General features: G+C 67.9%; 17 protein-coding genes. 9 read left to right on the top strand and 8 right to left on the bottom strand.

Annotated features, from left to right (window positions below):
* Positions 1-288: 288 nt before the first annotated feature.
* On the bottom strand, positions 289-684 hold the full coding sequence (locus tag VHO04_RS00820) for a hypothetical protein (protein WP_329626581.1): 396 nt from the start codon (positions 682-684) through the stop codon (positions 289-291).
* A gap of 383 nt (positions 685-1067) precedes the next feature.
* On the opposite strand from VHO04_RS00820, the gene ahcY reads away from it, so the two are divergent.
* From ahcY to trxA, 8 genes are all read left to right on the top strand, one after another.
* Positions 1068-2474 (top strand): adenosylhomocysteinase, encoded by a 1407-nt coding sequence (gene ahcY / locus VHO04_RS00815; protein ID WP_329626580.1) that lies wholly within the window; start codon positions 1068-1070, stop codon positions 2472-2474.
* Positions 2475-2761: 287 nt separating this feature from the next.
* Entirely contained in the window at positions 2762-5125 is a 2364-nt protein-coding gene (locus VHO04_RS00810; protein ID WP_329626579.1) for a PAS-domain containing protein, read from the top strand.
* A gap of 70 nt (positions 5126-5195) precedes the next feature.
* A complete protein-coding gene (gene tsaE, locus VHO04_RS00805) occupies positions 5196-5645 on the top strand; it encodes a tRNA (adenosine(37)-N6)-threonylcarbamoyltransferase complex ATPase subunit type 1 TsaE (protein WP_329626578.1) in 450 nt (149 codons plus the stop codon).
* Complete coding sequence (locus VHO04_RS00800) at positions 5642-6619, top strand: aminoglycoside phosphotransferase family protein (RefSeq protein ID WP_329626620.1); 978 nt, start codon at positions 5642-5644, stop codon at positions 6617-6619. The genes tsaE and VHO04_RS00800 overlap by 4 nt, the downstream gene beginning before the upstream one ends.
* Complete coding sequence (locus VHO04_RS00795; protein ID WP_414713066.1) at positions 6610-7335, top strand: nucleotidyltransferase family protein; 726 nt, start codon at positions 6610-6612, stop codon at positions 7333-7335. The genes VHO04_RS00800 and VHO04_RS00795 overlap by 10 nt, the downstream gene beginning before the upstream one ends.
* A 100-nt stretch (positions 7336-7435) precedes the next feature.
* The gene (gene addB, locus VHO04_RS00790; protein WP_329626576.1) at positions 7436-10399 is read left to right on the top strand and encodes a double-strand break repair protein AddB; all 2964 of its coding nucleotides are present in this window, start codon (positions 7436-7438) and stop codon (positions 10397-10399) included.
* A complete protein-coding gene (gene addA / locus VHO04_RS00785; protein ID WP_329626575.1) occupies positions 10396-13866 on the top strand; it encodes a double-strand break repair helicase AddA in 3471 nt (1156 codons plus the stop codon). The genes addB and addA overlap by 4 nt, the downstream gene beginning before the upstream one ends.
* Before the next feature lie 33 nt (positions 13867-13899).
* Positions 13900-14220: a thioredoxin TrxA gene (gene trxA / locus VHO04_RS00780; RefSeq protein WP_297664020.1), complete on the top strand. Its 321-nt coding sequence runs from the start codon at positions 13900-13902 to the stop codon at positions 14218-14220.
* Between the two features lie 102 nt (positions 14221-14322).
* Here the strand turns inward: trxA and argJ are convergent, their stop codons facing one another.
* From argJ to VHO04_RS00755, 5 genes are all read right to left on the bottom strand, one after another.
* Positions 14323-15549: a bifunctional glutamate N-acetyltransferase/amino-acid acetyltransferase ArgJ gene (gene argJ, locus VHO04_RS00775; protein ID WP_329626574.1), complete on the bottom strand. Its 1227-nt coding sequence runs from the start codon at positions 15547-15549 to the stop codon at positions 14323-14325.
* 160 nt (positions 15550-15709) lie between these two features.
* Entirely contained in the window at positions 15710-17149 is a 1440-nt protein-coding gene (locus tag VHO04_RS00770) for an aldehyde dehydrogenase family protein (protein WP_329626573.1), read from the bottom strand.
* 161 nt (positions 17150-17310) lie between these two features.
* Entirely contained in the window at positions 17311-18621 is a 1311-nt protein-coding gene (locus VHO04_RS00765; protein WP_329626572.1) for a M20/M25/M40 family metallo-hydrolase, read from the bottom strand.
* A gap of 180 nt (positions 18622-18801) precedes the next feature.
* On the bottom strand, positions 18802-20214 hold the full coding sequence (glnA, locus tag VHO04_RS00760; RefSeq protein WP_329626571.1) for a type I glutamate--ammonia ligase: 1413 nt from the start codon (positions 20212-20214) through the stop codon (positions 18802-18804).
* Between the two features lie 73 nt (positions 20215-20287).
* The gene (locus tag VHO04_RS00755; RefSeq protein ID WP_237836378.1) at positions 20288-20626 is read right to left on the bottom strand and encodes a P-II family nitrogen regulator; all 339 of its coding nucleotides are present in this window, start codon (positions 20624-20626) and stop codon (positions 20288-20290) included.
* Between the two features lie 156 nt (positions 20627-20782).
* Between VHO04_RS00755 and VHO04_RS00750 the strand changes: the two genes are divergently transcribed.
* A complete protein-coding gene (locus VHO04_RS00750) occupies positions 20783-21031 on the top strand; it encodes a hypothetical protein (RefSeq protein WP_329626570.1) in 249 nt (82 codons plus the stop codon).
* A gap of 61 nt (positions 21032-21092) precedes the next feature.
* Here VHO04_RS00750 and VHO04_RS00745 read toward each other — a convergent pair whose 3' ends face one another.
* A complete protein-coding gene (locus tag VHO04_RS00745) occupies positions 21093-23279 on the bottom strand; it encodes a PQQ-dependent dehydrogenase, methanol/ethanol family (RefSeq protein WP_329626569.1) in 2187 nt (728 codons plus the stop codon).
* An 86-nt stretch (positions 23280-23365) separates the two neighbouring features.
* Positions 23366-24205 (bottom strand): type I methionyl aminopeptidase, encoded by an 840-nt coding sequence (gene map, locus VHO04_RS00740; protein ID WP_329626568.1) that lies wholly within the window; start codon positions 24203-24205, stop codon positions 23366-23368.
* Positions 24206-24295: the final 90 nt, after the last annotated feature.

Raw genomic sequence — 24295 nt, 5'->3', positions numbered from 1 at the left:
AAGAGGAGAGGCTTAGGGTCAGGACCCATTAATTCCGCGCTCGAGGTTTGAAGCGATTTTGCTCAGGGCGAGGAGGAAAGGCGTGGGAATATGAATATATTTCGAGACTTTTCGACGAAGCCATGGGCAAAATCGGTCAAATCGCGAAGCGACGTCGAAATGGCTTCGATCTCGGGCCTGCACGGCCTTGCGGGTAGCGATGCTACCCGCTGCACCCGCCCAGGCCCGATATCTTCGCCATTTCGACGCCTCGATCGTGGAATTAATGGGTCCTGACCCTAAAGGTTGCTACCGCGCCAGCGCGAGCAGCGGCTTGCCTTCGTTGAGGTTGGCGAGCGCGGTGCGCGCGGCCCAGCGCGAATCCATATAGGTTCCGCTCGCCAGTTCGACATCGTAGCGGATCGGACTGGCGATCGCGGCTTCATAGGCGGTGGCGGCATCGGCCGCTTGTCCCAGCCGCGCATAGGCAGTGCCGAGGTTGATCAGCCGCGAGGGATCGCGCGCGTCGATCGAGCTGTGCGTCAGCTTGTCGACCGCCGCCGCGTTCCGGCCGGCCTGCAATTCCTCATAGGCGACCGACAGCGGCGACATATCCCCGGCGTCGCCGCCGCTCACGACGATCGACTGGGCCGCGGCGGGGCCTGCGAAAGCAAGCGCGACGAACAGCGGCAGAAATTTTTTCATTGTCTCTATCTCCCCGAAAACTTTGGATGATTTTCCATCTGGCGGGATGAAAAGTCAATATTTCCGGGGCGTTGTAACAAGGGTGTCACAAAGCGGAATTAAGCTTATCGCCAAGCCGCGTTATAAGGCTCGATTATCAGAATCTTGGGCGCGGCGAACCCGTGTCACAAAGGCGCGCGGGCGGCTGTCACAATTGCGCCCGCGAAAAATTTATTTTCGCGCTGCCGCCGAGTCGTGCCGAAAGCGCGACCGCGGACGGCCCGGCTCTTGATGATATAAAGAAAAGTTTATATTTGATCGGAGCGGCGCTTTCGGATAGGGCGCCGGGCAAATTTCGTGGCCGCTCGCCTGCGGTCGACCTCGCCTGATCTGGAGAATGATTCGTGGCTACTCTCGCCGCCGACACCCGTGACTATGTGATCGCCGACATCGGCCTGGCCGACTTCGGCCGCAAGGAAATCGCGATCGCCGAAACCGAAATGCCCGGCCTGATGGCGCTGCGCGCCGAATATGGCGCGGCGCAGCCGCTGAAGGGCGCGCGCATCACCGGCTCGCTGCACATGACGATCCAGACCGCGGTGCTGATCGAGACGCTGAAGGCGCTCGGCGCCGACGTCCGCTGGGCGACGTGCAACATCTTCTCGACCCAGGACCATGCCGCCGCCGCGATCGCCGCGGGCGGGACGCCGGTCTTCGCGGTGAAGGGCGAAAGCCTCGCCGATTACTGGGACTATGTCGGACGCATCTTCGACTGGGGCGACGAGGTTTCGAACATCATCCTCGACGACGGCGGCGACGCCACCATGTTCGCGCTGTGGGGTGCGAAGCTGGAGGCCGGCGCGACCCTGCCGCCGCCCGAGAATGAGGAGGAAGTCGAGTTCCAGCGCGCGCTGAAGGCGTTCGTCGCCGCGAACCCCGGCTACCTCACCAAGACCGTCAAGGCGCTGAAGGGCGTGTCGGAGGAAACGACGACCGGCGTCCACCGCCTCTACGACATCGCGAAGAAGGGCGAACTGCCCTTCCCGGCGATCAACGTCAACGACAGCGTCACCAAGTCGAAGTTCGACAATCTCTATGGCTGCAAGGAAAGCCTGGTCGACGCGATCCGCCGCGCCACCGACGTGATGCTGGCGGGCAAGGTCGCCGCGGTCGCGGGCTTCGGCGACGTCGGCAAGGGCTCGGCGGCGAGCCTGCGCAACGGCGGGGCGCGCGTGCTTGTCACCGAGATCGACCCGATCTGCGCGCTGCAGGCGGCGATGGAGGGCTATGAGGTCGTGACGATGGACGAGGCCGTCCAGCGCGCCGACATCTTCGTCACCGCGACCGGCAACGCCGACGTCATCACCGCCGAGCATATGGCGGCGATGAAGCCGATGAGCATCGTCTGCAACATCGGCCACTTCGACAGCGAGATACAGATCGCGGCGCTCGCCAACTATAAATGGACCGAGGTCAAGCCCGGCACGGACCTGGTTGAGTTCCCCGACGGCAAGCAGATCATCGTGCTGGCGAAGGGCCGCCTCGTGAACCTCGGCTGCGCCACCGGCCACCCGTCGTTCGTGATGTCGTCGAGCTTTACCAACCAGGTGCTGGCGCAGATCGAACTGTTCACCAAGGGCGAGCAGTACGGCAACGACGTCTATGTCCTGCCCAAGCACCTCGACGAAAAGGTCGCGGCGCTGCACCTCGAGAAATTGGGGGTGAAGCTTAGCAAGCTGACCCAGAAGCAGGCCGATTATATCGGCGTGCCGGTCGAGGGGCCGTTCAAGCCCGACCATTATCGCTATTGAGGCTTTTCGGCCTCGGCGCGGGAAGGTTTCGCGCGGAGGTCGCAGAGAGCGTAGAGAAAAGGAAAGGGGGCTGCGTTGCGGTCCCCTTTTTCGTTTGTTTTCCAGAAATGGGTTCGGAAACTCTCTCTGCGATCTCTGCGCGAAGCCATGTTTTCCACAGCCGCGCGCCCATCGGAAGCCCGCGCGCGGCGATCGGCGCCGACATGCGATTGAAACCTCCCGCCATCGCCTCTAGGGCTTGGCACCATGCACGCGCAGGAGCCGGACACGCGAGGATTTGAAGCGGGATGAGCGACACGCTTTCCCCGGGGCTGCTCTTCGCGCTCGGCCTGTTTGCCGCGCTCTGGCTGCTCGCCGGGCTGTGGGCGGTCGGGCGCGGGATTGCGATGCAGCGGCGGTCGGCGTTCGTCGCGGGGCAGACCGACCGGCTCGCCAGCCTGATCGAGGCGTCGCCGCAGCTTCCCGTCGTCGTCCGCGCCGACTGGCGGATCGAGGCGAGCGAGCGGCTCGGCCTGTGGCTCGGGCTCGATCGCGGGCCGCGCAATTTCGACGAGCTGCGCGGGCTCGATGCGGGGCTCGGCCAGCCCGAGCACGAGCAGCTTCGCCAGGCGATCCTCGGCGCGCAGCGCGGCGCCAAGCCCTTTACGCTCAGCCTGAGGCCGGTCGGCGGCAACCGGACGATCGTGTTCCACGGCGCCGCGGCGCCGCAGGCCGTCGGCGGGCCGGGCAGCGTCCTGCTGTGGATCAGCGATGCGACCGACGGGCAGCAGGCGCTGGCCGAGGCGCGGCGCGAGCGCGACGAGGCGATGGCCGCCTTCGCGGCGCTGTCGGGGCTGATCGAGGCCGCGCCCTTCCCGATGTGGTTCCGCGAGCCCGACATGCGCCTCGCGCTCGTCAACGGTGCCTATGTCCGCGCGGTCGAGGCGAAGAGCGCGGCGGCGGTGATCGACGCCGGCGTCGAGCTTTGCGAGCCGATTGCGGGGGTGAGCGCGACCGACGCCGCCGAGGCGGCGCGCGACGCCGGATCGGCGCAGCAGCGCACCGTGCCCGTCACGATCGAGGGCGAGCGGCGGATCATGCGCGTCGTCGATGTGCCGCTGGCGCCCGAGGGCGGGCGGACGATCGGCATCGCGGGCTATGCCATCGATATCCAGGAACTCGAAAGCGAGCGCGGCGCGCACCGCCGCTTCGTCGATACCCAGCGCGAACTGCTCGACCGCTTGTCGGCCGCGGTCGCGCAATTCGGCCCCGACCAGAGCCTCGCCTTCGCCAACCTGCCGTTCCGGCGTTTTTTCGCGCTCGACGCGGAGCAGGTGGCGGAAACGCCGCCCTTCGCGCGGCTGCTCGATGCCTGGCGCGAGGGCGGACGGACGCCCGAGGTGCGCGATTATCCCGAATGGCGGCAGGCGCATGTCGACTGGTTCGCGCGCGCCGAGGCGAGCGAGGAGGACTGGCTGCTTCGCGACGGCACCCACCTTCACGTCGTCGCCCAGCCGACCCCCGACGGCGGCCTGCTGCTGATCGCCGAGGACAGGACCGAGCAGGTGCAGCTCGCGGGCGCGCGCGACACGCTGCTGCGTGTGCGCACCGCGACCTTCGACAATCTGTTCGAGGCGGTCGCGGTGTTCGCGCCCGACGGCCGGCTTCACCTGTGGAACCAGCGCTTCCGCCGGCTGTGGAATATCGAGGAGCACAAGCTCGCGGCGCATCCGCGCGTCGATGCGCTGATGGGCGGGCTGGCCGACCGGCTCGCCAAGCCGAACCAGATCAGCATCGTCCAGGAAGTGATCCGCGCCGCGACGCTGGAGCGCACCCAGCGCGCGGGCGAGATCCGCTTCGCCGACGGGCGCCATTTCGATTTCGCCTCGATCCCGCTCCCCGACGGCAACGCGCTGCTGATCATGCTCGACATCACCGCGAGCCGGAAGATGGAAGGCGCGCTGCGCGAGCGCAACGAGGCGCTCGAAGCCGCCGACAAGGTCAAGACCGCCTTCCTGTCGCGGATGAGCTATGAGCTGCGCACGCCGCTGACCTCGATCGGCGGCTTCGGCGAGATGCTGCAGGCGGGCTATGCCGGCGAGCTGCCCGTGCCCGCCAAGGCCTATGTCGATGCGATCATGGATTCGGTCGGCGTGCTCGGGCGGCAGATCGACAATGTGCTCGACCTTGCGCAGGGCGAGGCGGGGACGCTGGCGGTCGAGCGCGCGCCGGTCGACGTCCGCGCGCTGCTCGAAAGCGCGCTTGCCGACGCAAAGGACTTTGCAAAGACCGAGAAGATCGAGCTTGCGGGCCAGCTTGCCGAAGGTCTCGGGACGATCGAGGGTGATGCGCCGCGCCTGTCGCGGCTCGTCGCCGGATTGCTCGACAATGCGATCCGCTTCACCGCGCCCGCGAAGCGCAGCGGCGGCCGCGTCCTGCTCCACGCCGAGGGCGATGGCGAGCGGGTGCAGATCGTCGTATCCGACAATGGGCCGGGAATGCCCGACACCGTCGCCGCGGTCACCAAGGGCACGCAGGCGGGGACGCAAAGCGGTGGCATCGGCCTCGCCCTCGCCCGCCAGCTCGTCGCCGCGCATGGCGGGACGATGGAGGTGATGAGCGAAAAGGGGCAGGGGACGCTGGTGCGTGTGAGCCTGCCGCGGGGGGGATGATGGTCCGCGCCCATGCGTCTTGTCCGTGCGTTCTCGCCTTCGCGGGGGGAACGGCGCTTGTTTTGAGCCGATGACTTTCAGCCATCCCTACACCCTTGACGAAGCCGACCGCATCGGCGCTGCCATCGGCGCCGCGTTGGTGCCCGGCGATGTCGTGCTGCTGTCGGGCGATCTCGGCGCGGGGAAGACGACGCTGGCGCGCGCGATGCTGAAGACGCGGGGGCTGGCGGGCGAGGCGCCGAGCCCGACCTTCGCGATCGTTCAGCCCTATGCGCCGCCCGAGGTCGATCTGCCCATCGCGCATGTCGATCTCTATCGCATCGAGAGCGAGGACGAGCTGATCGAGCTCGGGCTCGACGATTATCTCTACGACGGTGCGCTGCTGATCGAATGGCCCGAACGGCTCGGCGCGCAGGGCTGGCCGGAGGCGCTGATGCTGACGATTTCGGGCAGCGGCGACGCCCGCGTCTTGACAGCCGAAGTGCCTGCGGCTTGGGAGGCGCGATGGCCGCTCCGATGATTCCGCCCGCCCACGCCCCGGCTTTCCTGGCCGCGCATGGCTGGGGCGACGCCCAGATTTTGCCGCTGGCGGGGGATGCTTCGTTCCGCCGCTATTTCCGCGTCGTTGGCGCGGGGCGACAGGCGGTGCTGATGGACGCGCCGCCGCCGCACGAGGACCCGCGGCCGTTCATCGCGGTCGCCGAATTTCTCTCCGGACAGGGGCTGACCGCGCCAGCGATCCTCGCGCGCGACCTCGACCAAGGGCTGCTGCTGATCGAGGATTTCGGCGATGTGCGCCTGCGCGAGACGCTCGACGCAGCGCCGGATGCCGAGGCCGGCCATTATGCGGGAGTGACCGACCTGCTCGTCCACCTCCACGCGCGGCCGCCGATGGCGGGGCTGCCGGTGCATGGGCTGGCGCAATGGCTGGACGAGGTGACGCTGTTCACCGACTGGTATTGCTCCGCGCTCGATCTTGAGGTCGACCGCGATGCGTTCCGCGCCGCGTGGGAAAAGGTGCTGGCGCCGGTCGAGGCCGACGGCCTGCCGCGCGTCACCGTGCTGCGCGACTATCATGCCGAGAATATCATGCTGGTGCCGGGGCGGGGCGGCATCGCGCATTATGGCCTGCTCGATTTCCAGGACGCGCTCGTCGGCCATCCCGCCTACGACCTTGCCTCGGTGCTCGAGGATGCGCGGCGCGACGTGACGCCGGCGGTCGAGGCGGCGATGCTTGATCGCTATGTCGCGGCGACTGGACAGGGCGAGGCCTTCCGCGCCGCCTATTGGGCGCTCGCGGCGCAGCGTAACACACGCATCCTCGGCGTCTTCGTGCGGCTGTGGAAGCGCGACGGCAAGGAAGGCTATCGCCGCTTCCAGCCGCGCATGTGGGGGCTGCTCGAACGCGATCTGGCGCATCCGGTGCTTGCGGCGGTGCGGACATGGTTCGATGAGAATGTCCCCGCGTCGAAGCGGGCGGAGGCATGGGCGTGAGTGCAACAATCGAAAGCGCGATGGTGATGGGCGCGGGCATCGGCAAGCGGATGCGCCCGCTCACCGCGACGCGGCCGAAACCGCTGGTGCGCGTCGCGGGCAAGGCGCTGATCGATCACAGTCTCGACCGGATCGAGGCGGCGGGGATCGGCCATGTCGTCGTCAACGTCCATTATCTCGCCGACGCGCTTGAAGCGCATCTCGCGGCGCAGAAGCGGAAGTTCACCATCGCGGTGTCCGACGAGCGCGGCCAGCTTCTCGAAACCGGCGGCGGGATGGTCAAGGCGCTGCCTTTGCTCACCGGCGACCCGATTCTGATCGTCAACAGCGACAATATCTGGACCGACGGACCGCAGGACAGCATCCGGAACCTCGCGCGCCATTGGGACGGGGACAGGATGGATGCGCTGCTGCTCGTCATCCGGCAGGCGAGCGCGACGGGACATGGCGGGCGCGGCGATTTTCATATGGACGGCGACGGCAGGCTCAGCCGCCGCAAGCCGGGGCGCGTCGCACCCTTCGTCTATACGGGTATCCAGCTCGTCTCGCGCCGCTTTCTGGACGGCGCGCCCGAAGGCCCCTTCTCGACCATGCTGCTATGGGAACGGGCGATCGCGGCGGGGCGGCTCTATGGCCTGTCGCACATGGGGCAATGGTTCGATGTCGGCACCCCCGCGAGTATCGCCCCGACCGAAGCGGCACTGAGCGAGGTTTGACCTTTCTCCATCGTCATTGCGAGCGGCGAAGCCGCGCGGCAATCCAGAGCTTGCGTAAACCGCTCTGGATTGCTTCGCTGCGCTCGCAATGACGGAGCTTATGGCAAAGCCCACCATCTATTCAATCCCCGTCCACCGGGCGTTCGCCGATGCGCTCGCCGCCGGGATCATCGCGCGCTACGGCGACGGGGCGCTCGGGCTGGCCGAAGGGCTGATCCTGCTGCCGAGCAACCGCGCGCGCAGCGCGGTGCAGGCGGCGTTCGTGCGCGCAGGCGGGCAGGGCCTGCTGATGCCGCGGCTCGCGGTGATCGGCGACGCCGACCTCGACGAGAGCGTGGCACTGGCGCTCGACGCCATCGACGACGATCCGATTCCAGCCGCGATCGACCCGCTGCGCCGCCGCCTGCTGCTCGCCGAACTGATCGAGCGAAACACGCCGCCCGACGAGCCGCCGATCATGGGCGCGGCGGCGTTCCAGCTTGCCGATGGGCTCGCGCGGGTGATCGACCAGCTTCACTATGAGGAAATCCGCGCGAGCGCGCTCGTCGATCTCGACCTCGGCGCTTTCGCCGAACATTGGCAGGCCTCGCTCGGGCGGCTGCGGTTGCTTGTCGATCATTGGCCGGCCGTACTCGCGAAGACGGGTCACATCGACCGCGCCGCGCGGCGCAATCGGCTGCTCGACCGCGTGACGAAGGGATGGCGCGCCGCTCCGCCCGCGCGCTTCACCGTCGCGGCGGGCATCACCACCGCGGCGCCCGCGATCGCGCGGCTGCTGCGCACCGTCGCCGACCTCGACCGCGGCATGGTCGTGCTGCCGGGGCTCGACGGCGTCATGGCGGCCGAGGAATGGGACGCGCTCGGCCCGACGCGGCCCGACCCCGACCATCCGGCGCGGCCGCTGGAAACGCACCCGCAATATCATCTGAAGCTGCTGCTGGATTGCATGGACGCGAGCCGCGACGAAGTGCTCGAATGGGAGGCGGCGTCGGACTTCGACGGTCCCGCGACGCGCACGCCCTTCGTTTCGCTGCTCTTCGCACCCGCCGATTATACCGCGCAGTGGCAGGCGGCGGGCGATCTGTCGGCGGCGACCGCCGGAATAGAGGGCGCGGTGTTCGCCGACGACGGACAGGAGGCGCAGGGGATCGCGCTGCTGATGCGCGAGGCGGTCGAGACGCCGGGGCGCACCGCGGCGCTCGTCACCCCCGATCGCGGGCTGGCCGAGCGTGTCGCGGCGGCGCTCGCGCGCTGGGGGATTTCGGTCGACGATAGTGCAGGTCAACCTCTGTCGCGGACGCCGCCGGGGGCGTTGCTGCTGCTGCTCGCCGAACTGGCGGCGGATTTCGATCCCGTCGCCCTGGTGTCGCTGCTCGGGCATCCGCTGGTGCGCAAGGGCGAGGGGCGGATGGCATGGCTCGACCAGGTGCGGCGGCTCGACCTCCTTCTGCGCGAGCCGGGGCTTGCGCCGGGATGGCAGGGAGTGGGTGCACGGATCGCCGCGCGCGCGGCCGATCCCAAGGCGCGCGGGCACGGCCTCGCGGCCCAGTTGCAACCGTGGTGGGACGCGGTGTCGGAGGTGCTGGAAACGGCGCTCGCGCCCTTTGCCGCATCCACCCCGCCCGCGACGCTGCTCGCGGCGTTGCAGCAAGGTCTCGAAGGACTCACCGGCGATGCCGTCTGGGCGGGGCCAGCGGGACGGATGCTCGCCGAATTGTTCGACCAGTGGGCGCTTGCGCGCGGCGACGGGCCGGCGCTCGTCGATCCCGCCGATTTCCCCGCAATGCTCGGGCAGTTGCTCGGGGCAGCGAGCGTGCGCCCGCCTTATGGCGGCCATCCGCGCCTCTTCATCTGGGGCCTGCTCGAGGCGCGGCTCCAGCGCGCCGACCTGATGATCCTCGGCGGGCTAGACGAAGGACGCTGGCCTGCAACGACCCAGCCCGACCCGTGGCTCGCACCGGGCATCCGCCGCCTGCTCGGCCTGCCCGCGCCCGAGCGGCAGCAGGGGATGGCGGCGCATGATTTCGCGAGCGCGCTTGGCGGCAGCGAGATCGTCGTCACCCGCGCCGAACGGAGCGGCGGCGATCCGGCGGTCGCCTCGCGCTTCTGGCTGCGGCTCGCAGCGCTCGCGGGCGACCTTCCCGAGCCCGCGCCGGGCGGCGTACCGCTGACGCGGCTCGCGGCCGAGATCGACGTTCCGGTGGGCGGGGCGCAACCGGCCGGTCGGCCTGCGCCGCGCCCACTCGCCGAAGATCGCCCGCGCCGGATCAGCGTCACCGGGGTCGACAAGCTCGCGCGCGATCCTTTTGCTTATTATGCCGACCGGATGCTCGGCCTGTCGGCGCTCGATCCGCTGAGCGCCGCGCCCGATCCGCGCTGGCGCGGGACGCGCGTCCACCGATTGTTCGAGGATTGGGTGCGCGGCGGCGCGACGCGCGAGGGGTTCGAGGCGGAACTCGCGGTGCTCGGCGCCGATCCGGCGCTCGACGCCATCGCGCGCGCCTTCTGGCTGCCGCGGATCGAGCCTGCGCTGCGCTGGGCGGCGGAGCAGGTCTGGAATGCCGGGGAACGCCAGCCGCTGGCGGTCGAGGCGCAGGGCGAAATCACCGTCGACGGCATCGTGCTGCACGGCAAGGCCGACCGGATCGACCGCGACGGCGAGGGCCAGCTCGCGATCATCGACTACAAGTCGGGCGGCGCGCCGAGCGCGAAGGCGGCTTATGACAAGCTCGACAACCAGCTCGGCCTGCTCGGGCTGATCGCGCAGCGCGGCGGGATGAAGGACATCGCCGCCGCGCCGGTGATGGCTCTCGAATATTGGAGCCTGCGTCCCGACCGCCGCGCGGGCGGGGCGGGGAAGATTTCGGCCACCTATGGCCCGCGCAGCGATTTGAAGAGCGCCGAACAGGCGATCGACCACGCCGCCGATGCGCTGTCCGATCTTGCGGCGCGCTACCTGTTCGGCGACGCGCCCTTCGTGCCGGGCGAGGCGGCGGGCTATGGCGATTACGACCAGCTCATGCGCCGCGACGAATGGTTCGGGCGCGGGGAGGACGGCGAATGAGCAAGCCCTCCAGCCTCGCCACCCTCGACCCGCGGCAGGCCGCCGCCGCCGATCCCGAAAGCCATGTCTGGCTCGGCGCGTCGGCGGGGACGGGCAAGACGCAGGTGCTGTCGGCGCGCGTGCTGCGGCTGATGCTCGATGGCGTGTCGCCCGAGGCGATCCTCTGCATCACCTTCACCAAGGCGGGCGCGGCCGAAATGGCGCATCGCATCCACGAACGGCTCGCGGCGTGGGTGCGGATGGACGACGGCGATCTGCGGCTCGACCTGCGCGCGCTGGGGCTCGACTGGGACCGGCCGGGGCTGATGACGCGCGCGCGCTCGCTGTTCGCGACGGTGATCGACAGTCCGGGCGGCGCGATCCGCGTCCAGACGATCCACAGCTTTTGCCAGACCCTAATTGCGAGCTTTCCGCTCGAAGCGAAGCTGCTGCCGGGGTTTCGCGCGATCGAGGAGGATGAGGCGGCGGCGCTGCAAAGACAGGTGCTGGCCGATCTGCTCGAAGCGGGTGAGGACCGCGCGGCCCTCCGCGATGCCGCGGCGATGCTGTCGCGGCGGCTGGGGCCGGAGTCCGCGCTGTCCTTTCTGTCGAGCTGCGCCGCGGCCTTCGGCGGCCCGCGCGCGGCGCTGCCGCCCTCGGCGCACGACCTGCGCGCCGCGTTCGACCTGCCGGGCGGCGATCCCGATGCCTGGATCAAGGGCGAACTCGCGAACGGCGCGGTCCCCGACGGCGATATCCGCGCGGTCGCGACGAGCGGCGCCAACTGGGGGACGAAGACCGGGCTCGCGTGCAACGACGTCATGGTCGGCTGGCTGATCGCCGCCGCCCCCGCGCGCGCCGCGATGCTCGGCGAACTGCTCGGCTGCTTCCTGACCGGCAAGGGCGATTTTCGCGCCGATTTCGCGGGCGACAAGGGGCGGATGACCGACTGCGTCGATAGCGCGGTGCGCATCGTTGAGGCGGCGCAGCGGCTCATCGGCACCGCGACCGCGATGTGCGTCGCCGACGATCTTGCGGCAGCGTGGATGCTCGGCAGCCGCTTCGCCGAAAGCTATGCGCTCGCCAAGCGCGAGCAGGGGCTCGCCGATTTCGACGATCTGATCACCCTCGCGGGATCGCTGCTGCGCGTCAGCAGCTTCGGCGAATGGGTGCGCTTCAAGCTCGACCAGCGTACCGACCATATCCTCGTCGACGAGGCGCAGGACACGAACATGCGCCAATGGGGCATCGTCCTGTCGATGGCCGAGGAGTTTTTCGCGGTGGCGCCGGGCGATGCCGAGCGCGTCCGCACTTTGTTCACCGTCGGCGACCGCAAGCAGGCGATCTTCGGCTTTCAGGGCACCGAGCCCAAGGCGTTCGCCAAAGCGCGCGAACTGTTCCATTTATTGGGCGAGCGCGCGGGGCAGGCCTTTCAGAACGTCGATCTGGTGTCCAACTACCGCTCGACCCCGGCGGTGCTCGACGTTGTCGATCGCTGGCTGGCGGCGGGCGGCACCGCCGACATGGGCCTCGACGGCGACGAGCCGCCGCATCGCCCCTTCCGCTCGAACTACGCGGGGCAGGTCGAACTCTGGCAGCCGCTGCCGGTCGGCAAGGCGCTCGATGCCGCCGCCGACGAAGCGGACGAGGACGATGGCGACGGACATGCGCCCGCCACCGATCCCGCCTCGATGCGACTGGCCAAGGCGATTGCGGGCGAGGTGCAGGGCTGGATCGCGCACGGCAAGGACGGGCGCCCGGTCGCGCCGGGCGACATCATGATCCTCGTCCGCCGTCGCCGCGACCTCGCGGCGCGGATCGTCGCGCGGCTGCAGGCGCTGCATGTGCCGGTCGCGGGCGTCGACCGCTTCGCGCTGACCCAGCCGCTCGCGGCGCAGGATCTGATCGCGGCGATGCGCTTTGCGGTGCAGCCGCTCGACGACCTCAATCTTGCTGCGTTGCTCGTCTCGCCGCTGATCGGCTGGACGCAGGATCAGCTTTATGCGCACGCCCACAAGCGTGGCCGCGCGGCGCTGTGGGAGCATCTGAGGGCGACCGAGAGCGAGGTTCCCGCGGCGGCGATGGCGGCGCTGCGCCACCTGCTCGGCATGGCCGATTTCACGACGCCCTTCCGCTTCCTTGAAACCGTGCTGTCGGGGCCGATCGACGGGCGGCGTAGGCTCACGGCGCGGTTGGGGCGCGAGGCGCGCGACCCGATCGACGAACTGCTGAACCAGGCTCTCGCCTTCGAGAGCCGCGAGACGGTGTCGCTGCTCGGCTTCCTGACCATGGTGTCGGCGAGCGCCGCCGACATCAAGCGCCAGACCGAGGCGCGCAGCGATGTCGTGCGCGTGATGACCGTGCACGGCTCGAAGGGATTGCAGGCGCCGATCGTGATCCTCGCCGACGCGACCGACGACGCCGCGATCGGGCACCGGCCGTTCAGCGTCGATGTCGCGGCATGGGAGAAATTGCCGGTCTTCGCGCTGCCCGCCGACGAGCGGCACGGCAAACTCGCCGACGCCTATGCCGCCGCGGCGAAAGCGGCGTCGGAGGAGCATTGGCGGCTCTTCTACGTCGCGATGACGCGCGCCGAGGAGATTCTCGTCGTCGCGGGGGTGACGAAGAAGGCCGACCGCACGATTCCCGAGACGAGCTGGCACGCCGCGGCCGAAAGCGTGCTCGCGGCCATGCCGTGCGAGTGGGAGGAGGCGGGGCCGGCCTGGGGGCAGCGCCGCATCCACCGCGTGGGCGGCGGCAAATGGGCGAAGAAGGAGAAAGTGGCCAAGGCTGCAGCACCCGCGCTCGTGCTTCCGGGCTGGGCGCACCGCGCCGCGCCCGAGGAAGCGCGCCCGCCTCGCCCGCTCGCCCCGTCGGCGCTCGGCGAGGATGATGTCGCGGTGCCGCCGCAAGGTGCCGCGCGCGTCGCGGCGGTCGAGCGCGGGCTGCTGCTCCACGCTTTGTTCGAGCGGCTGCCGCCGGTCGCGGCGGAAAGGCGGCGCGAGGCAGCGCTGCACTGGCTCGCCGTGCAGGCGCCGACGCTCGGCGAGGCGGCGCGCGCGGCGATGGCCGATGAAGTGCTCGCGGTGCTGGGCGATCCCGCGCATGCCGCGCTCTTCGGCCCCGGCAGTCTCGCCGAGGTGCCGCTGACGGCGATCGTCGATGGCGGCGCGGTCGTCGCGGGGATCGTCGACCGGCTGCTCGTCACCGGCGCGGCGGTGACGGTGATCGACTATAAGACCGGGCGGCAGGTGCCGGGCAGCGCCGAGGCGGTGCAGCCCGCCTATCTGCGCCAGATGGCGGCCTATCGCGACGCGCTGGCCGTCATTTTTCCCGGCCGGCGGGTCGAGGCGGCGCTGCTCTATACCGCCGCGCCGCGGCTGATCCGGCTGGGCGATGCGCTGCTCGATGCGCACAAGCCCGGCTTGGCGGCAACCAAGGCGAATTTGCCGGGTTCGACCCTTGAGCCGGACGCGCCGACGCCCTAGCTTGGGGGCAAGACAGTTTCAGGAGTTTGATCCATGACCACCAAAGCCATCACCGATGCCAGCTTCCAGGCCGACGTGCTCGACAGCGACACGCCGGTGCTCGTCGATTTCTGGGCCGAATGGTGCGGCCCGTGCAAGATGATTGGCCCTTCGCTCGAGGAAATCTCGGACGAACTCGCGGGCAAGGTGGTGATCGCCAAGCTCAACATCGACGACCATCCCGACGCGCCGAGCAAATATGGCGTGCGCGGCATCCCGACGATGATCCTGTTCAAGAACGGCGCGGTCGCCGACACCAAGGTCGGCGCGGCACCGAAGAGCGCGCTCAAGGGGTGGCTCGAAGGGGCTCTTTGACCCACCAATCTCGTCACTCCGGCGAAGGCCGGGGTCTCGACATTGCGAGATGACGCACCGGGCGAGATCCCGGCCTTCGCCGGGATGACGGGTAGCGGTTGATCAGCTCCGGTAATCGGCGTTGATGCTGATGTAACCGTGGGTCAGGTCGCACGTCCACACGGTCGCGCGGCCTTCGCCGAGGCCGAGGTCGGCGCCGACGCGGATGTCCAGCCCCTTGAGGTGCGCCGCGACCGGCGCCTCGTCATAGCCGTCGACCGGCACCCCGTCCTTCGCCACCCAGTGAGCGCCAAAGCGGATCGCGAGACGGTCGCGGTCGGCGGGCTCGCCCGCCTTGCCCACCGCCATCACGACGCGACCCCAGTTCGCGTCCTCGCCCGCGATCGCGGTCTTGACCAGCGGCGAATTGGCGATCGACAGCGCGACGCGCTTCGCGCTGGCGTCGCTGACCGCGCCGGTCACTTGCACCTCGATGAATTTCGACGCGCCCTCGCCGTCGCGCACCACCTGCTGCGCGAGGTCGAGCGCGACCGCGTGGATCGCCGCATAGAGCGCGTCGGCGCCCGGATCGTCGCGGCTGGCGAGCGTTGCACCTCCCGCCTGCCCGGTCGCGAACAGCAGCACGGTGTCGCTGGTCGAGGTGTCGCTGTCGACGGTGATGCTGTTGAACGTGCCGCCGGTCGCTTCGCTGAGCATCTCCTGCAGCAGCGCGGGGGCGACCGCGGCGTCGGTGAAGATATAGCCGAGCATCGTCGCCATGTCGGGGGCGATCATCCCCGATCCCTTGACGATCCCCGCGACCTGCACGGTGCGGTCGCCGACGACCGCGCTTGCCGCGGCGCCTTTGGGGAAGGTGTCGGTGGTGCAGATGGTTTCGGCGGCCATCTCCCATGAGCAGGGTGCGGCGGTCAGCGCCGCTTCCACGCCTGCGCGCGCCTTGTCCTTGGGCAGGGGCACGCCGATGACGCCGGTCGAACTGACGAACACCTCGTTCGCGTCGCAGCCGAGATGGTCCGCGACCTGCGTCCTGATCTGCTCGACCGCCTCGCGCCCGCGATAGCCGGTGAAGGCGTTGCTGTTGCCCGCATTGACGATCAGCGCGCGGCCGACGCCGCTCTTGATCTGCTCGCGGCCGAGTTCGACTTCCGATGAGCAGCAGATGTTGCGGGTAAAGACACCCGCCACCGTCGTGCCGGGGGCCAGCTCGACATAGGTGAGGTCGCAGCGGTCCCAATTCTTGTACCGCGCGCGCGCGACGCGGCGGGTCACGCCGGCGATATCGGGGAGGGCGGGGAAGGCGGCAGGGGCGAGGGGGGAGCGCGTGGTCATGGGGTGCGCATAATCGCTATCGGCCCATAGCAAAACCCCTCCCGTTTACGGGAGGGGCAGCGAGACTTGGGCGCTTTGCGCCCTAGTCGCAGCGGGGAGGGTAGCGACGCGACGCTACAGGCCCTCCCCCAGCCCCGCCCGCGAGCGGGAGGGGAGTTTCTTACGCCGGAATGCCGCTGATCGACTTCACTTCCATGAAATCCTTCAGCCCGAACAGCCCGCCTTCGCGGCCGTTGCCCGACGCCTTGTAGCCGCCGAACGCCGCGCCCGGTGCCGGGCCCCAGGCGTTGACCGCGACCATGCCCGCGCGCAGCTTCGGCGCGACTTCGGCCGCCTTGGCGGGGTCGCCGGAGACGACCGCCGACAGGCCGTATTCGGTGTCGTTGGCGATATCGACCGCTTCGTCGAGGTCGGCATATTCCATGATCGTCGCGACGGGGCCGAACACTTCTTCCTTGGCGATCCGCATGTCGGGGGTGACGCCCGAAAAGACAGTCGGCTTGATGAAATAGCCGCGATTGACGTTCGAGGGCAGGCCGGTGCCGCCGGTTTCCAGCGTCGCGCCTTCGTCGATCGCCGACTGGATCAGGCCCTGGATCTTGTCATACTGCGCCTTGTTGACGACGGGGCCGATATGGCCGCCCTCGGCCTGCGGGTCGCCGACCTGGGTGCCGTCGAACATCGCCTTGATGACGCCGACCGCTTCGGCCTTGCGGTCCTTGTGGACCAGGATGCGCGTCGGCGCGATGCAGCTCTGGCCGGTGTTGACGAGCACGCCCTGCACCGTCGGCGGCAGCACGGTCTCGAGGTCGGCGTCGGGCAAGACGATGTTCGGCGACTTGCCGCCCAGCTCCTGATGGACGCGCTTGACCGTATCGGCGGCCGCCTTGGCGACCAGGATGCCGGCGCGGGTCGAGCCGGTGAAGCTCACCATTTCGATGCCGGGGTGCGACGAGATCGCGTTGCCGACGGTGGGGCCATCGCCCTGGACGAGGTTGAACACGCCCGGCGGCACGCCCGCGGCGTCGAGGATTTCGGCGAAGATCACCGCATTGCCGGGGCATTCCTCGGACGGTTTGAGGATCATCGTGTTGCCCCCGGCGAGCGCGGGGGCGACCTTCAGCGCGATCTGGTTGAGCGGCCAGTTCCACGGCGTGATCATGCCGACGACGCCGATCGGCTCATAGACGATCGTGTTCGCGCCATGCTTTTCGGCGAATTCGAAATCCTTGAGCGCCGCGATCGTGCCGAGGAAGCCGCCGATGCCGGCGCCGACCTGCGCGGTGCCCGCAAAGCTCACCGGCGCGCCCATTTCGCTCGCCATCGATTTGGCGAGATCGGGCCCGCGCTTCTTATATTCCTCGACGATGCGGTTCAGCAGCGCGAGGCGTTCCTCGCGCGTCGTCTGCGAGAAGGTCTTGAAGGCTTCCTTCGCCGCCGCGACCGCGGCATCGACATCGGCCGCGCTGCCGAGCACGACGGTCGAAGCCGCTTCCTCGGTCGCGGGGTTGATGACGTCGTGGAGCTTGCCGCCCTGGCTGTCGACCCATTTGCCGCCGATGTAATGCTGTTTCAGGTGGGTTTCGGTGTCGCTCATCATAAGTCTCCCATCGGCGTGAAATTACGTCTCGCATTGCTACCTAATGACGGCAGCGAATGAATCAAGCATCACCCCCATTTTCGTCATCCCGGCGGAGGCCGGGATCTCGCCGGTGCACCGGGACGCGAGGGTAAGATCCCGGCCTCCGCCGGAATGACGGCTTAGCGCTTTTCAGCACTCAGCCGTGACATCAATATGGCGGCGCGGGTCGCCTGGCGCGCGATGCTGGGGATGTCGACCGCTTCGCCCGGCGCATGATCGCCGGTCGAATAGGGGCCGAGGCCCGCGAGCCCGTCGACGTCGGCGGCGACGAAGCTGATGTCGCCCGCGCCGCGTTTCAGCGGGTCGAGCGCCGCCATTTCGTCGAGACCCAGGTCGCGGTTCACGCCGTTGAGCTTCACCAGCAGCGCCTTGTTGCCCTCGGTCGGCGCCATCGGCGGATAGCCGCCGGGGTCGAAGCCGATCGTCGCGCCGGTGCCGGGGGCGTGATCGGCGACGATCGCCGCCATCTTCGCCTTCACCCGGTCGATCTGCTCGGGGGATAGCGCGCGCAGGTCGCCGCGCGCGATCGCGATCGCGGGGATGATGTTGGTCTTGCCGTTGGCGGTGGCGCGGATGCCGCCCGCGTCGAGCTCGGCCTGCTGGCCGCCCGCGATCAGCCCGACGTTGAAGGTCAGATTGGGTTCGGGCAGCTCGGTGCGGAAGCGGTGGATGATGCGGGTGAGTTCATAGATGGCGCCTTCGCCCGCCTCGGCGCTGAAGATGCCCGAGCTGTGGCTCGCCTTGCCGGTCGCGGTCACCGTCCAGCTATCCGACGAGCGCCGCGCGACCGATCCCATGTCGGCGCCCGCATCGCGCACCAGCCCCTCGAAATCGAGCGCGACATCGCTGCGCTTGCCCGCGGCGATCAGGTCGGCGCGCGCTTTCTCGATCGGGGTGCCCGAATCTTCTTCGTCGCCGGTCATGTGGAATTCGATATTGGCGTCCTTCAACGTCCCCGCCGCCTGCATCGCGCGGAGCGCCGCGACGACGACGACCATTCCGCCCTTGTCGTCGCCCGCGCCGGGGCCTTCGCCCATATCGCCCTTGCGGACGAATGTCTGGAAAGGCGAGTCGGGCTCGAACACCGTGTCGAGATGGCCGATCAGCAGCAGGCGCTTGCCGTCCGGCTTGCCGGCGTGCGTCGCGATCAGATGACCCGCGCGCCCGGTATCGCGCATCGGTTTCCACTCGACCTGGAATCCCAGCGGTTCGAGTTCGGCGCGCATCATCTGCCCGACCTTTTCGACACCTTCCAGATTCTGCGATCCGCTGTTCTGGTTCACCAGCCTTTCGAGCAGCGCGAGACTGCGGCCCTGCTCGGCCTCGACCGTCTTCGCCATCTTCGCCTCGGCCGGGCTGAGCTTGGCCTGCGCCGCCGGTGCGAGCGCGAGCTGGAGAGCGATCAGGGCGGCAAGGGGCAGCGATTTCATGGGGTCTCCGGCGCAAAAGGTTCCGATCATCACCCCCGCCTTTGCGGGAGCGACGCACGCTTTGTGCCCCGTCCGCGCTTCGCGGGCAAGCATCGGTCGGTGCGAAAAAGCGGTCCGCCCAAAAGAAATGGGGCGCCCGGTTCCCCCGAACCGGACGCCCCGCGCGTTGATCGCTGCAGATCAGGCGCTGTAATACATATCGAACTCGACCGGGCTCGGCGTCTGTTCGAAGCGATAGACCTCGTCCCACTTCAGCTCGACATAGGCTTCGATCTGGTCCTTCGAGAAGACGTCGCCCTTGAGCAGGAAGTCATGGTCGGCGAGCAGGCTGTCGAGCGCTTCGCGCAGGGACGCACAGACGGTCGGCACTTCGGCCAGTTCCTCGGGCGGCAGGTCGTAGAGATTCTTGTCCATCGCGTCACCGGGATGAATCTTGTTCTGAATGCCGTCGAGCCCCGCCATCAGCAGCGCCGAATAGCAGAGATAGGGGTTCGCCATCGCGTCGGGGAAGCGGAATTCGACGCGCTTCGCCTTGGCGCCTGCGCCGTAAGGGATGCGGCACGAGGCCGAGCGGTTGCGCGACGAGTAAGCGAGCAGCACCGGTGCCTCGAAGCCGGGGAGGAGTCGCTTGTAGCTGTTCGTCGTCGGGTTGGTGAAGGCGTTGAGCGCCTTGGCGTGCTTGACGACGCCGCCGATGAAATAGAGGCACATGTCCGAAAGGCCCGCATAGCCGTTGCCCGCGAACAGCGGCTTGCCCTTTTCCCAGATCGAAATGTGAGTGTGCATCCCGCTGCCGTTATCGTCCTTGATCGGCTTCGGCATGAAGGTTGCGGTCTTGCCATAAGCATGCGCGACCTGGTGCACGACATATTTATAGATCTGCATCCGGTCGGCGGTCTGGGTCAGCGTGCCGAAGGTCAGGCCGAGTTCGTGCTGCGCGGCGGCGACTTCATGGTGATGCTTGTCGCACGGCAGGCCGAGTTCGAGCATCGTCGAGACCATCTCGGCGCGGATGTCGACCGCGCTGTCGACCGGCGCGACGGGGAAATAGCCGCCCTTGGCGCGCGGGCGATGAGCGAGGTTGCCGCCCTCATAGCTGCGACCGGTGTTGGTCGGCAGTTCGATGTCGTCGATCTCGAAACCCGACTTGTTATAGCCGGTTTCGAACCGGACGTCGTCGAACATGAAGAATTCGGCCTCGGGGCCGACATAGACGGTGTCGCCGATGCCGGTCGAGGCGACATAAGCTTCGGCGCGCTTCGCGGTCGTGCGCGGGTCGCGGGCATAGCCTTCGCCGGTCGAGGGCTCGACGATGTCGCAGAAGATCACTAGCATCGGGGTCGCCGAAAAGGGATCGTCATAAACGGCGTCGAGGTCGGGCATCAGGATCATGTCGCTCTCGTTGATCGCCTTCCAGCCCTCGATCGACGAGCCGTCGAACATCAGCCCGTCCTCGAGCGCATCCTCGTCGATCACGCCGGCGCACATGGTCAGGTGCTGCCACTTGCCCTTGGGGTCGGTGAAGCGCAGGTCGACCCACTCGATGTCGTTTTCCTTGATCCGCGCGATGATATCCTTGGGCTTCGTAGCCATCGTCTATGCTTCCTTCTTGCGATGATGACCGGCTCGCGCCGGGGTCTGGTTGAACGGGTGGAGCGCGGATGCCCTAAAGAGCGTCCTCGTTGCGTTCGCCGGTGCGGATGCGGAGGGCGGTTTCGACCGGGATCACGAAAATCTTGCCGTCGCCGATGCGGCCGGTCTGCGCGGCGGCGGCGATCGCCTCGACGACGCGCTCGGCCAGCGAATCCTCGACGATCACCTCCAGCTTCACCTTGGGCAGGAAGTCGACGACATATTCGGCGCCGCGATAGAGCTCGGTATGGCCCTTCTGGCGGCCGAAGCCCTTCGCCTCGGTCACGGTGATCCCGCTGACGCCGACCTCGTGCAGCGCTTCCTTCACTTCGTCGAGCTTGAACGGTTTGATGATCGCCTCAATCTTCTTCACGCGTCTGATCCCCTTTGGACTGGCCGCCGCCGCTCGCAGTCAAAGCCGGATCAGGCGCGCCTGGTCCGGTTTGGCCGGTCGAGTCGGTGCGGTGTCCCGCCATCTTGCACCAATCAAGACCCGTGCCAATTGCCGAATCGCGGGCTTTCGCGGAGATTGGCGGTGGAGGATTGCGGCATTGCCCAAGGGGTAGGCAGCAGTGGGATTTTTCTGCCTAAAATTTGGGCAAGGATGATGGGGCTGCTTTATTTTGTTTCACGCAAAGGCGCAAAGGCGCGAAGAAGGTCGCGCATGAATCTCGCTGTTCGTTTGTCGCCGCAGGCGATCTTGAAAGGCTTCGCGCGACCGGCAAGCAAGGTCGGTGCAAAGGCGCAGCCTTCTTCGCGCCTTTGCGCCTTTGCGTGAAAAATATCTATCCCACCCTCTCCGCAGTTCGCATCGCTTGCGGAGAAGGTGGGATTTCGGCCTACCGCCCGACCGGCGCCGATGCGTCGGGTAGATTGATCTTGGTCCAGTTCGAACGGTCGATGACATAGGCGCGGATCGCCTCGGCGTCGGCGGGGGTGAGGACGCGGGCGAAGCTCACCATGCCGCGATCCTTGAGCGCGCCGTCGAGGATCACCGACTTCCACGCATCGGCGTTGGTGAGCGTGCCCGAGACGCGGAGGTCGGGGGTGAAGCCGTTGCCGATCGCGCTGTCGCCGTGACAGACCTGGCAATAGCGCCCGAAGTGCGCCTTGCCCGAGGCGACCTGTTCGGGGGTGCCGAACTGCGGCGGCGGGTTCCACGCGAGCGTCGTCGTCGCGGGCGGCGCGGGCAGCTTCACCGTGCCGCCGAGCTTGAGCACGACGAGGCGCGGCAGGTTGGGCAGCTTGCGCGTCGCGCCCCCCGCGACCCCCGCGACGAGCGGGAAGGCGCCGCCCTTGCCGGTCTGGAAGGCGATATATTGCACCCCGCCGACACGGAAGGTCGAGGGCGCGCTGACGATCCCCGACTGCATGTCGAGGTCGAGAAGCTGCTTGCCGCTATCGGCTGCATAGGCGCGGAAGCGCCCCGTGCTCGTGCCCTGGAAAACGAGATTGCCGGCCGTCGTCATCGTGCCGCCGTTCCACGCCGCGGGATAGTCGACGCCCCATGCGACCTTGCCGGTGCGCGGGTCGAAGGCGACGAGGCGCCCGGTCGTCGCGGCAACCGCGGCGCGAAACGCCTTGGCGTCGTCGGGGAGCATCGTCTTGTTGAGCGAGGTGCCGACGTTGAACCCCAGCACCTTGCGCTTGTCGAGCTCGTCCATGTCCTGGAGATAGCCCTGCGGAATCTGCTGCGCCGGGATATAGACGAGCCCGGTCGCCGGGTTGTAGCTCATCGGGTGCCAGTTGTGTGCGCCGAGCGCGCCGGGGATGGCGATGAAGGGCTTGCCGGTCTTGTAGAAGCGCGCCTCGGGGTTCTCGATCGGGCGGCCGGTCGTCATGTCGTAGCCGGTCGCCCAGTTGATCCCATCGACATAGGGCTTGGCGTCGATCAGCTTGCCGCTCGTGCGGTCGATGGTGAAGAAGAAGCCGTTCTTCGGCGCGTGGTAGAGCACTTTGGTCGGCTTGCCGTCCACCTGCTGCTCGGCAAGGATGATCGGCTGGGTCGCGGTATAATCCCAGCTCTCGCCGGGCGTCTCCTGGTAATGCCACTTATACTTGCCGGTGTTCGCGTCGAGCGCGACGACCGACGAGAGGAACCAGTTGTCGCCTTCGCCGTTCGAGCGCTCGCCATGGTTCCACGGGTTGCCGTTGCCGACGCCGAGGTAGATCTGGTCGAGATCCTTGTCATAGACGATCGCGTCCCACACGGTGCCGCCGCCGCCCGACACCTTCCATTCGCCCTTGTCGGACCAGGTGGCGTTGCCTTTGCTCGCGAAGATGTCGTCCGAGGCGGCGCCATCCTTTGCCTTGGTCGGGTTGGGTGCGGTGTAGAAGCGCCAGCGCTCCTTGCCGGTGTCGGCGTCGTAAGCGGTGACGTATCCGCGCACTCCGAACTCGGCGCCGCCGTTGCCGATCAGCACCATGTCCTTCACGACGCGCGGCGCGCCGGTGATCGTGTAAGGCTTCGAGGTGTCGAACGTCTGCGTCGACCACAATTCCTTGCCGGTCTTGCGGTCGAGCGCGATCAGGCGGCCGTCGAGCGTGCCGACGAACAATTTGTCGCCCCACACCGCAACGCCGCGATTGACGACGTCGCAGCAGGCCGAAACCGCGCGGTCGCCGGGAACCTTGGGGTCGAAGCTCCAGAGCTTCTTGCCGGTCGCGGCATCCCAGGCGTCGACCTTTGACCAGGCGTGGCTGACGTAAAGGGTGCCGTCGACGACCACGGGGGTCGCTTCCTGCCCGCGCGCGTCGTCGAGGTCGGCGAACCAGGCGATGCCGAGCTCGCCCACATTTTTGTCGTTGATGTCGGTCAGCGGGCTGAAGCGCTGTTCGTCGTAGCTGTAGCCGATGCCGGCCCAATTATCGCCGTTGTCGCCGGTCTTGAGCAGCGCCTCGCTCGCCTTCTCGGCATCGTCGAGCGTGCCTCCGCCCGAAATGCTGTCGTTCTTCGATGCGTTGCACGCCGCCAGTGCCAAAGCCGCGCAACCCAGAAGCGCCGCCGAAAAGACCGTCTTCGCCATATCCCTCTCCCACGCCTATGCTTGACGTTAACGTCAAGTCTGCGCCCGAAGGGGCGCGGGTGCAAGCAGGAAAATGGAGGCTGGTGTTACTGCCAGGGCGGCGCGTTCAGACCCTTCGGACTCGCGGTGAAGATTTCGCAGCCGTCCTCGGTGATCCCGATGCTATGCTCGAACTGCGCCGAAAGCGAACGGTCGCGGGTTACCGCGGTCCAGCCGTCGGCGAGCATCTTGACCGCATATTTGCCGGTGTTGATCATCGGCTCGATGGTGAAGAACATGCCGGGGCGAAGTTCCGGGCCGGTGCCGGGGCGCCCGGCGTGGACGACCTCGGGCGCGTCGTGGAACATTTGCCCGACGCCGTGGCCGCAGAAATCGCGGACGACCGAATAGCGGTGGCGTTCGGCATGGCTCTGGATCGCGTGCGCGACGTCGCCCATCGTGTTGCCGGGCTTCGCCTGCTCGATGCCGAGCATCAGGCATTCATAGGTCACGTCGACCAGCCGCCGCGCCTTCACGCCGACGTCGCCGAGCAGATACATGCGGCTCGAATCGCCGTGCCAGCCGTCGACCATCGGGGTGACATCGACGTTGATAATGTCGCCTTCGCGCAGCGGCTTGTCGTCGGGGATGCCATGGCACACGACATGGTTGATGCTGGTGCAGCAGCTATGCGTATAGCCGCGATAGCCGAGCGTCGCGGGAATGCCGCCGCCCTTGAGCGTCATTTCGCGGACGAGATCGTCGATCTGTGCCGTGGTCACGCCGGGCTGGACGAAGGGGACGAGTGCGTCGAGAATTTCGGCCGCAAGCTGTCCAGCCCGCCGCATTCCGGCAAAGCCGGCCGCATCGTGCAGCTTGATCGTGCCGTCGCGGACGCGGGCAGGAGTGGCCGCTTCGTCGGCGGTTACGGAGATGTAGTTGTACATGGGTTGCATATAGGCGCGGAGAGACGAAAAAGCGAGGGGAGTAAGTCCCTCCCGCTTGCGGGAGGGGTTTGGGGAGGGGCTGTAGCGTCG

The sequence above is a fragment of the Sphingopyxis sp. genome (genome assembly GCF_036261875.1).
Taxonomy (GTDB): domain Bacteria; phylum Pseudomonadota; class Alphaproteobacteria; order Sphingomonadales; family Sphingomonadaceae; genus Sphingopyxis.
The sequence above is the reverse complement of the archived record's forward strand: the minus strand, read 5'-3'. Positions and strand labels throughout refer to the sequence as shown.

Excerpts from the sequence above, each read along its gene's own strand:
- VHO04_RS00820 (WP_329626581.1), bottom strand. The coding sequence starts at position 684 with ATGAAAAAATTTCTGCCGCTGTTCGTCGCGCTTGCTTTCGCAGGCCCC.
- VHO04_RS00810 (WP_329626579.1), top strand. The coding sequence starts at position 2,762 with ATGAGCGACACGCTTTCCCCGGGGCTGCTCTTCGCGCTCGGCCTGTTT.
- tsaE (WP_329626578.1), top strand. The coding sequence starts at position 5,196 with ATGACTTTCAGCCATCCCTACACCCTTGACGAAGCCGACCGCATCGGC.
- VHO04_RS00800 (WP_329626620.1), top strand. The coding sequence starts at position 5,642 with ATGATTCCGCCCGCCCACGCCCCGGCTTTCCTGGCCGCGCATGGCTGG.
- VHO04_RS00795 (WP_414713066.1), top strand. The coding sequence starts at position 6,610 with ATGGGCGTGAGTGCAACAATCGAAAGCGCGATGGTGATGGGCGCGGGC.
- addB (WP_329626576.1), top strand. The coding sequence starts at position 7,436 with ATGGCAAAGCCCACCATCTATTCAATCCCCGTCCACCGGGCGTTCGCC.
- addA (WP_329626575.1), top strand. The coding sequence starts at position 10,396 with ATGAGCAAGCCCTCCAGCCTCGCCACCCTCGACCCGCGGCAGGCCGCC.
- trxA (WP_297664020.1), top strand. The coding sequence starts at position 13,900 with ATGACCACCAAAGCCATCACCGATGCCAGCTTCCAGGCCGACGTGCTC.
- argJ (WP_329626574.1), bottom strand. The coding sequence starts at position 15,549 with ATGACCACGCGCTCCCCCCTCGCCCCTGCCGCCTTCCCCGCCCTCCCC.
- VHO04_RS00770 (WP_329626573.1), bottom strand. The coding sequence starts at position 17,149 with ATGATGAGCGACACCGAAACCCACCTGAAACAGCATTACATCGGCGGC.
- VHO04_RS00765 (WP_329626572.1), bottom strand. The coding sequence starts at position 18,621 with ATGAAATCGCTGCCCCTTGCCGCCCTGATCGCTCTCCAGCTCGCGCTC.
- glnA (WP_329626571.1), bottom strand. The coding sequence starts at position 20,214 with ATGGCTACGAAGCCCAAGGATATCATCGCGCGGATCAAGGAAAACGAC.
- VHO04_RS00745 (WP_329626569.1), bottom strand. The coding sequence starts at position 23,279 with ATGGCGAAGACGGTCTTTTCGGCGGCGCTTCTGGGTTGCGCGGCTTTG.
- map (WP_329626568.1), bottom strand. The coding sequence starts at position 24,205 with ATGTACAACTACATCTCCGTAACCGCCGACGAAGCGGCCACTCCTGCC.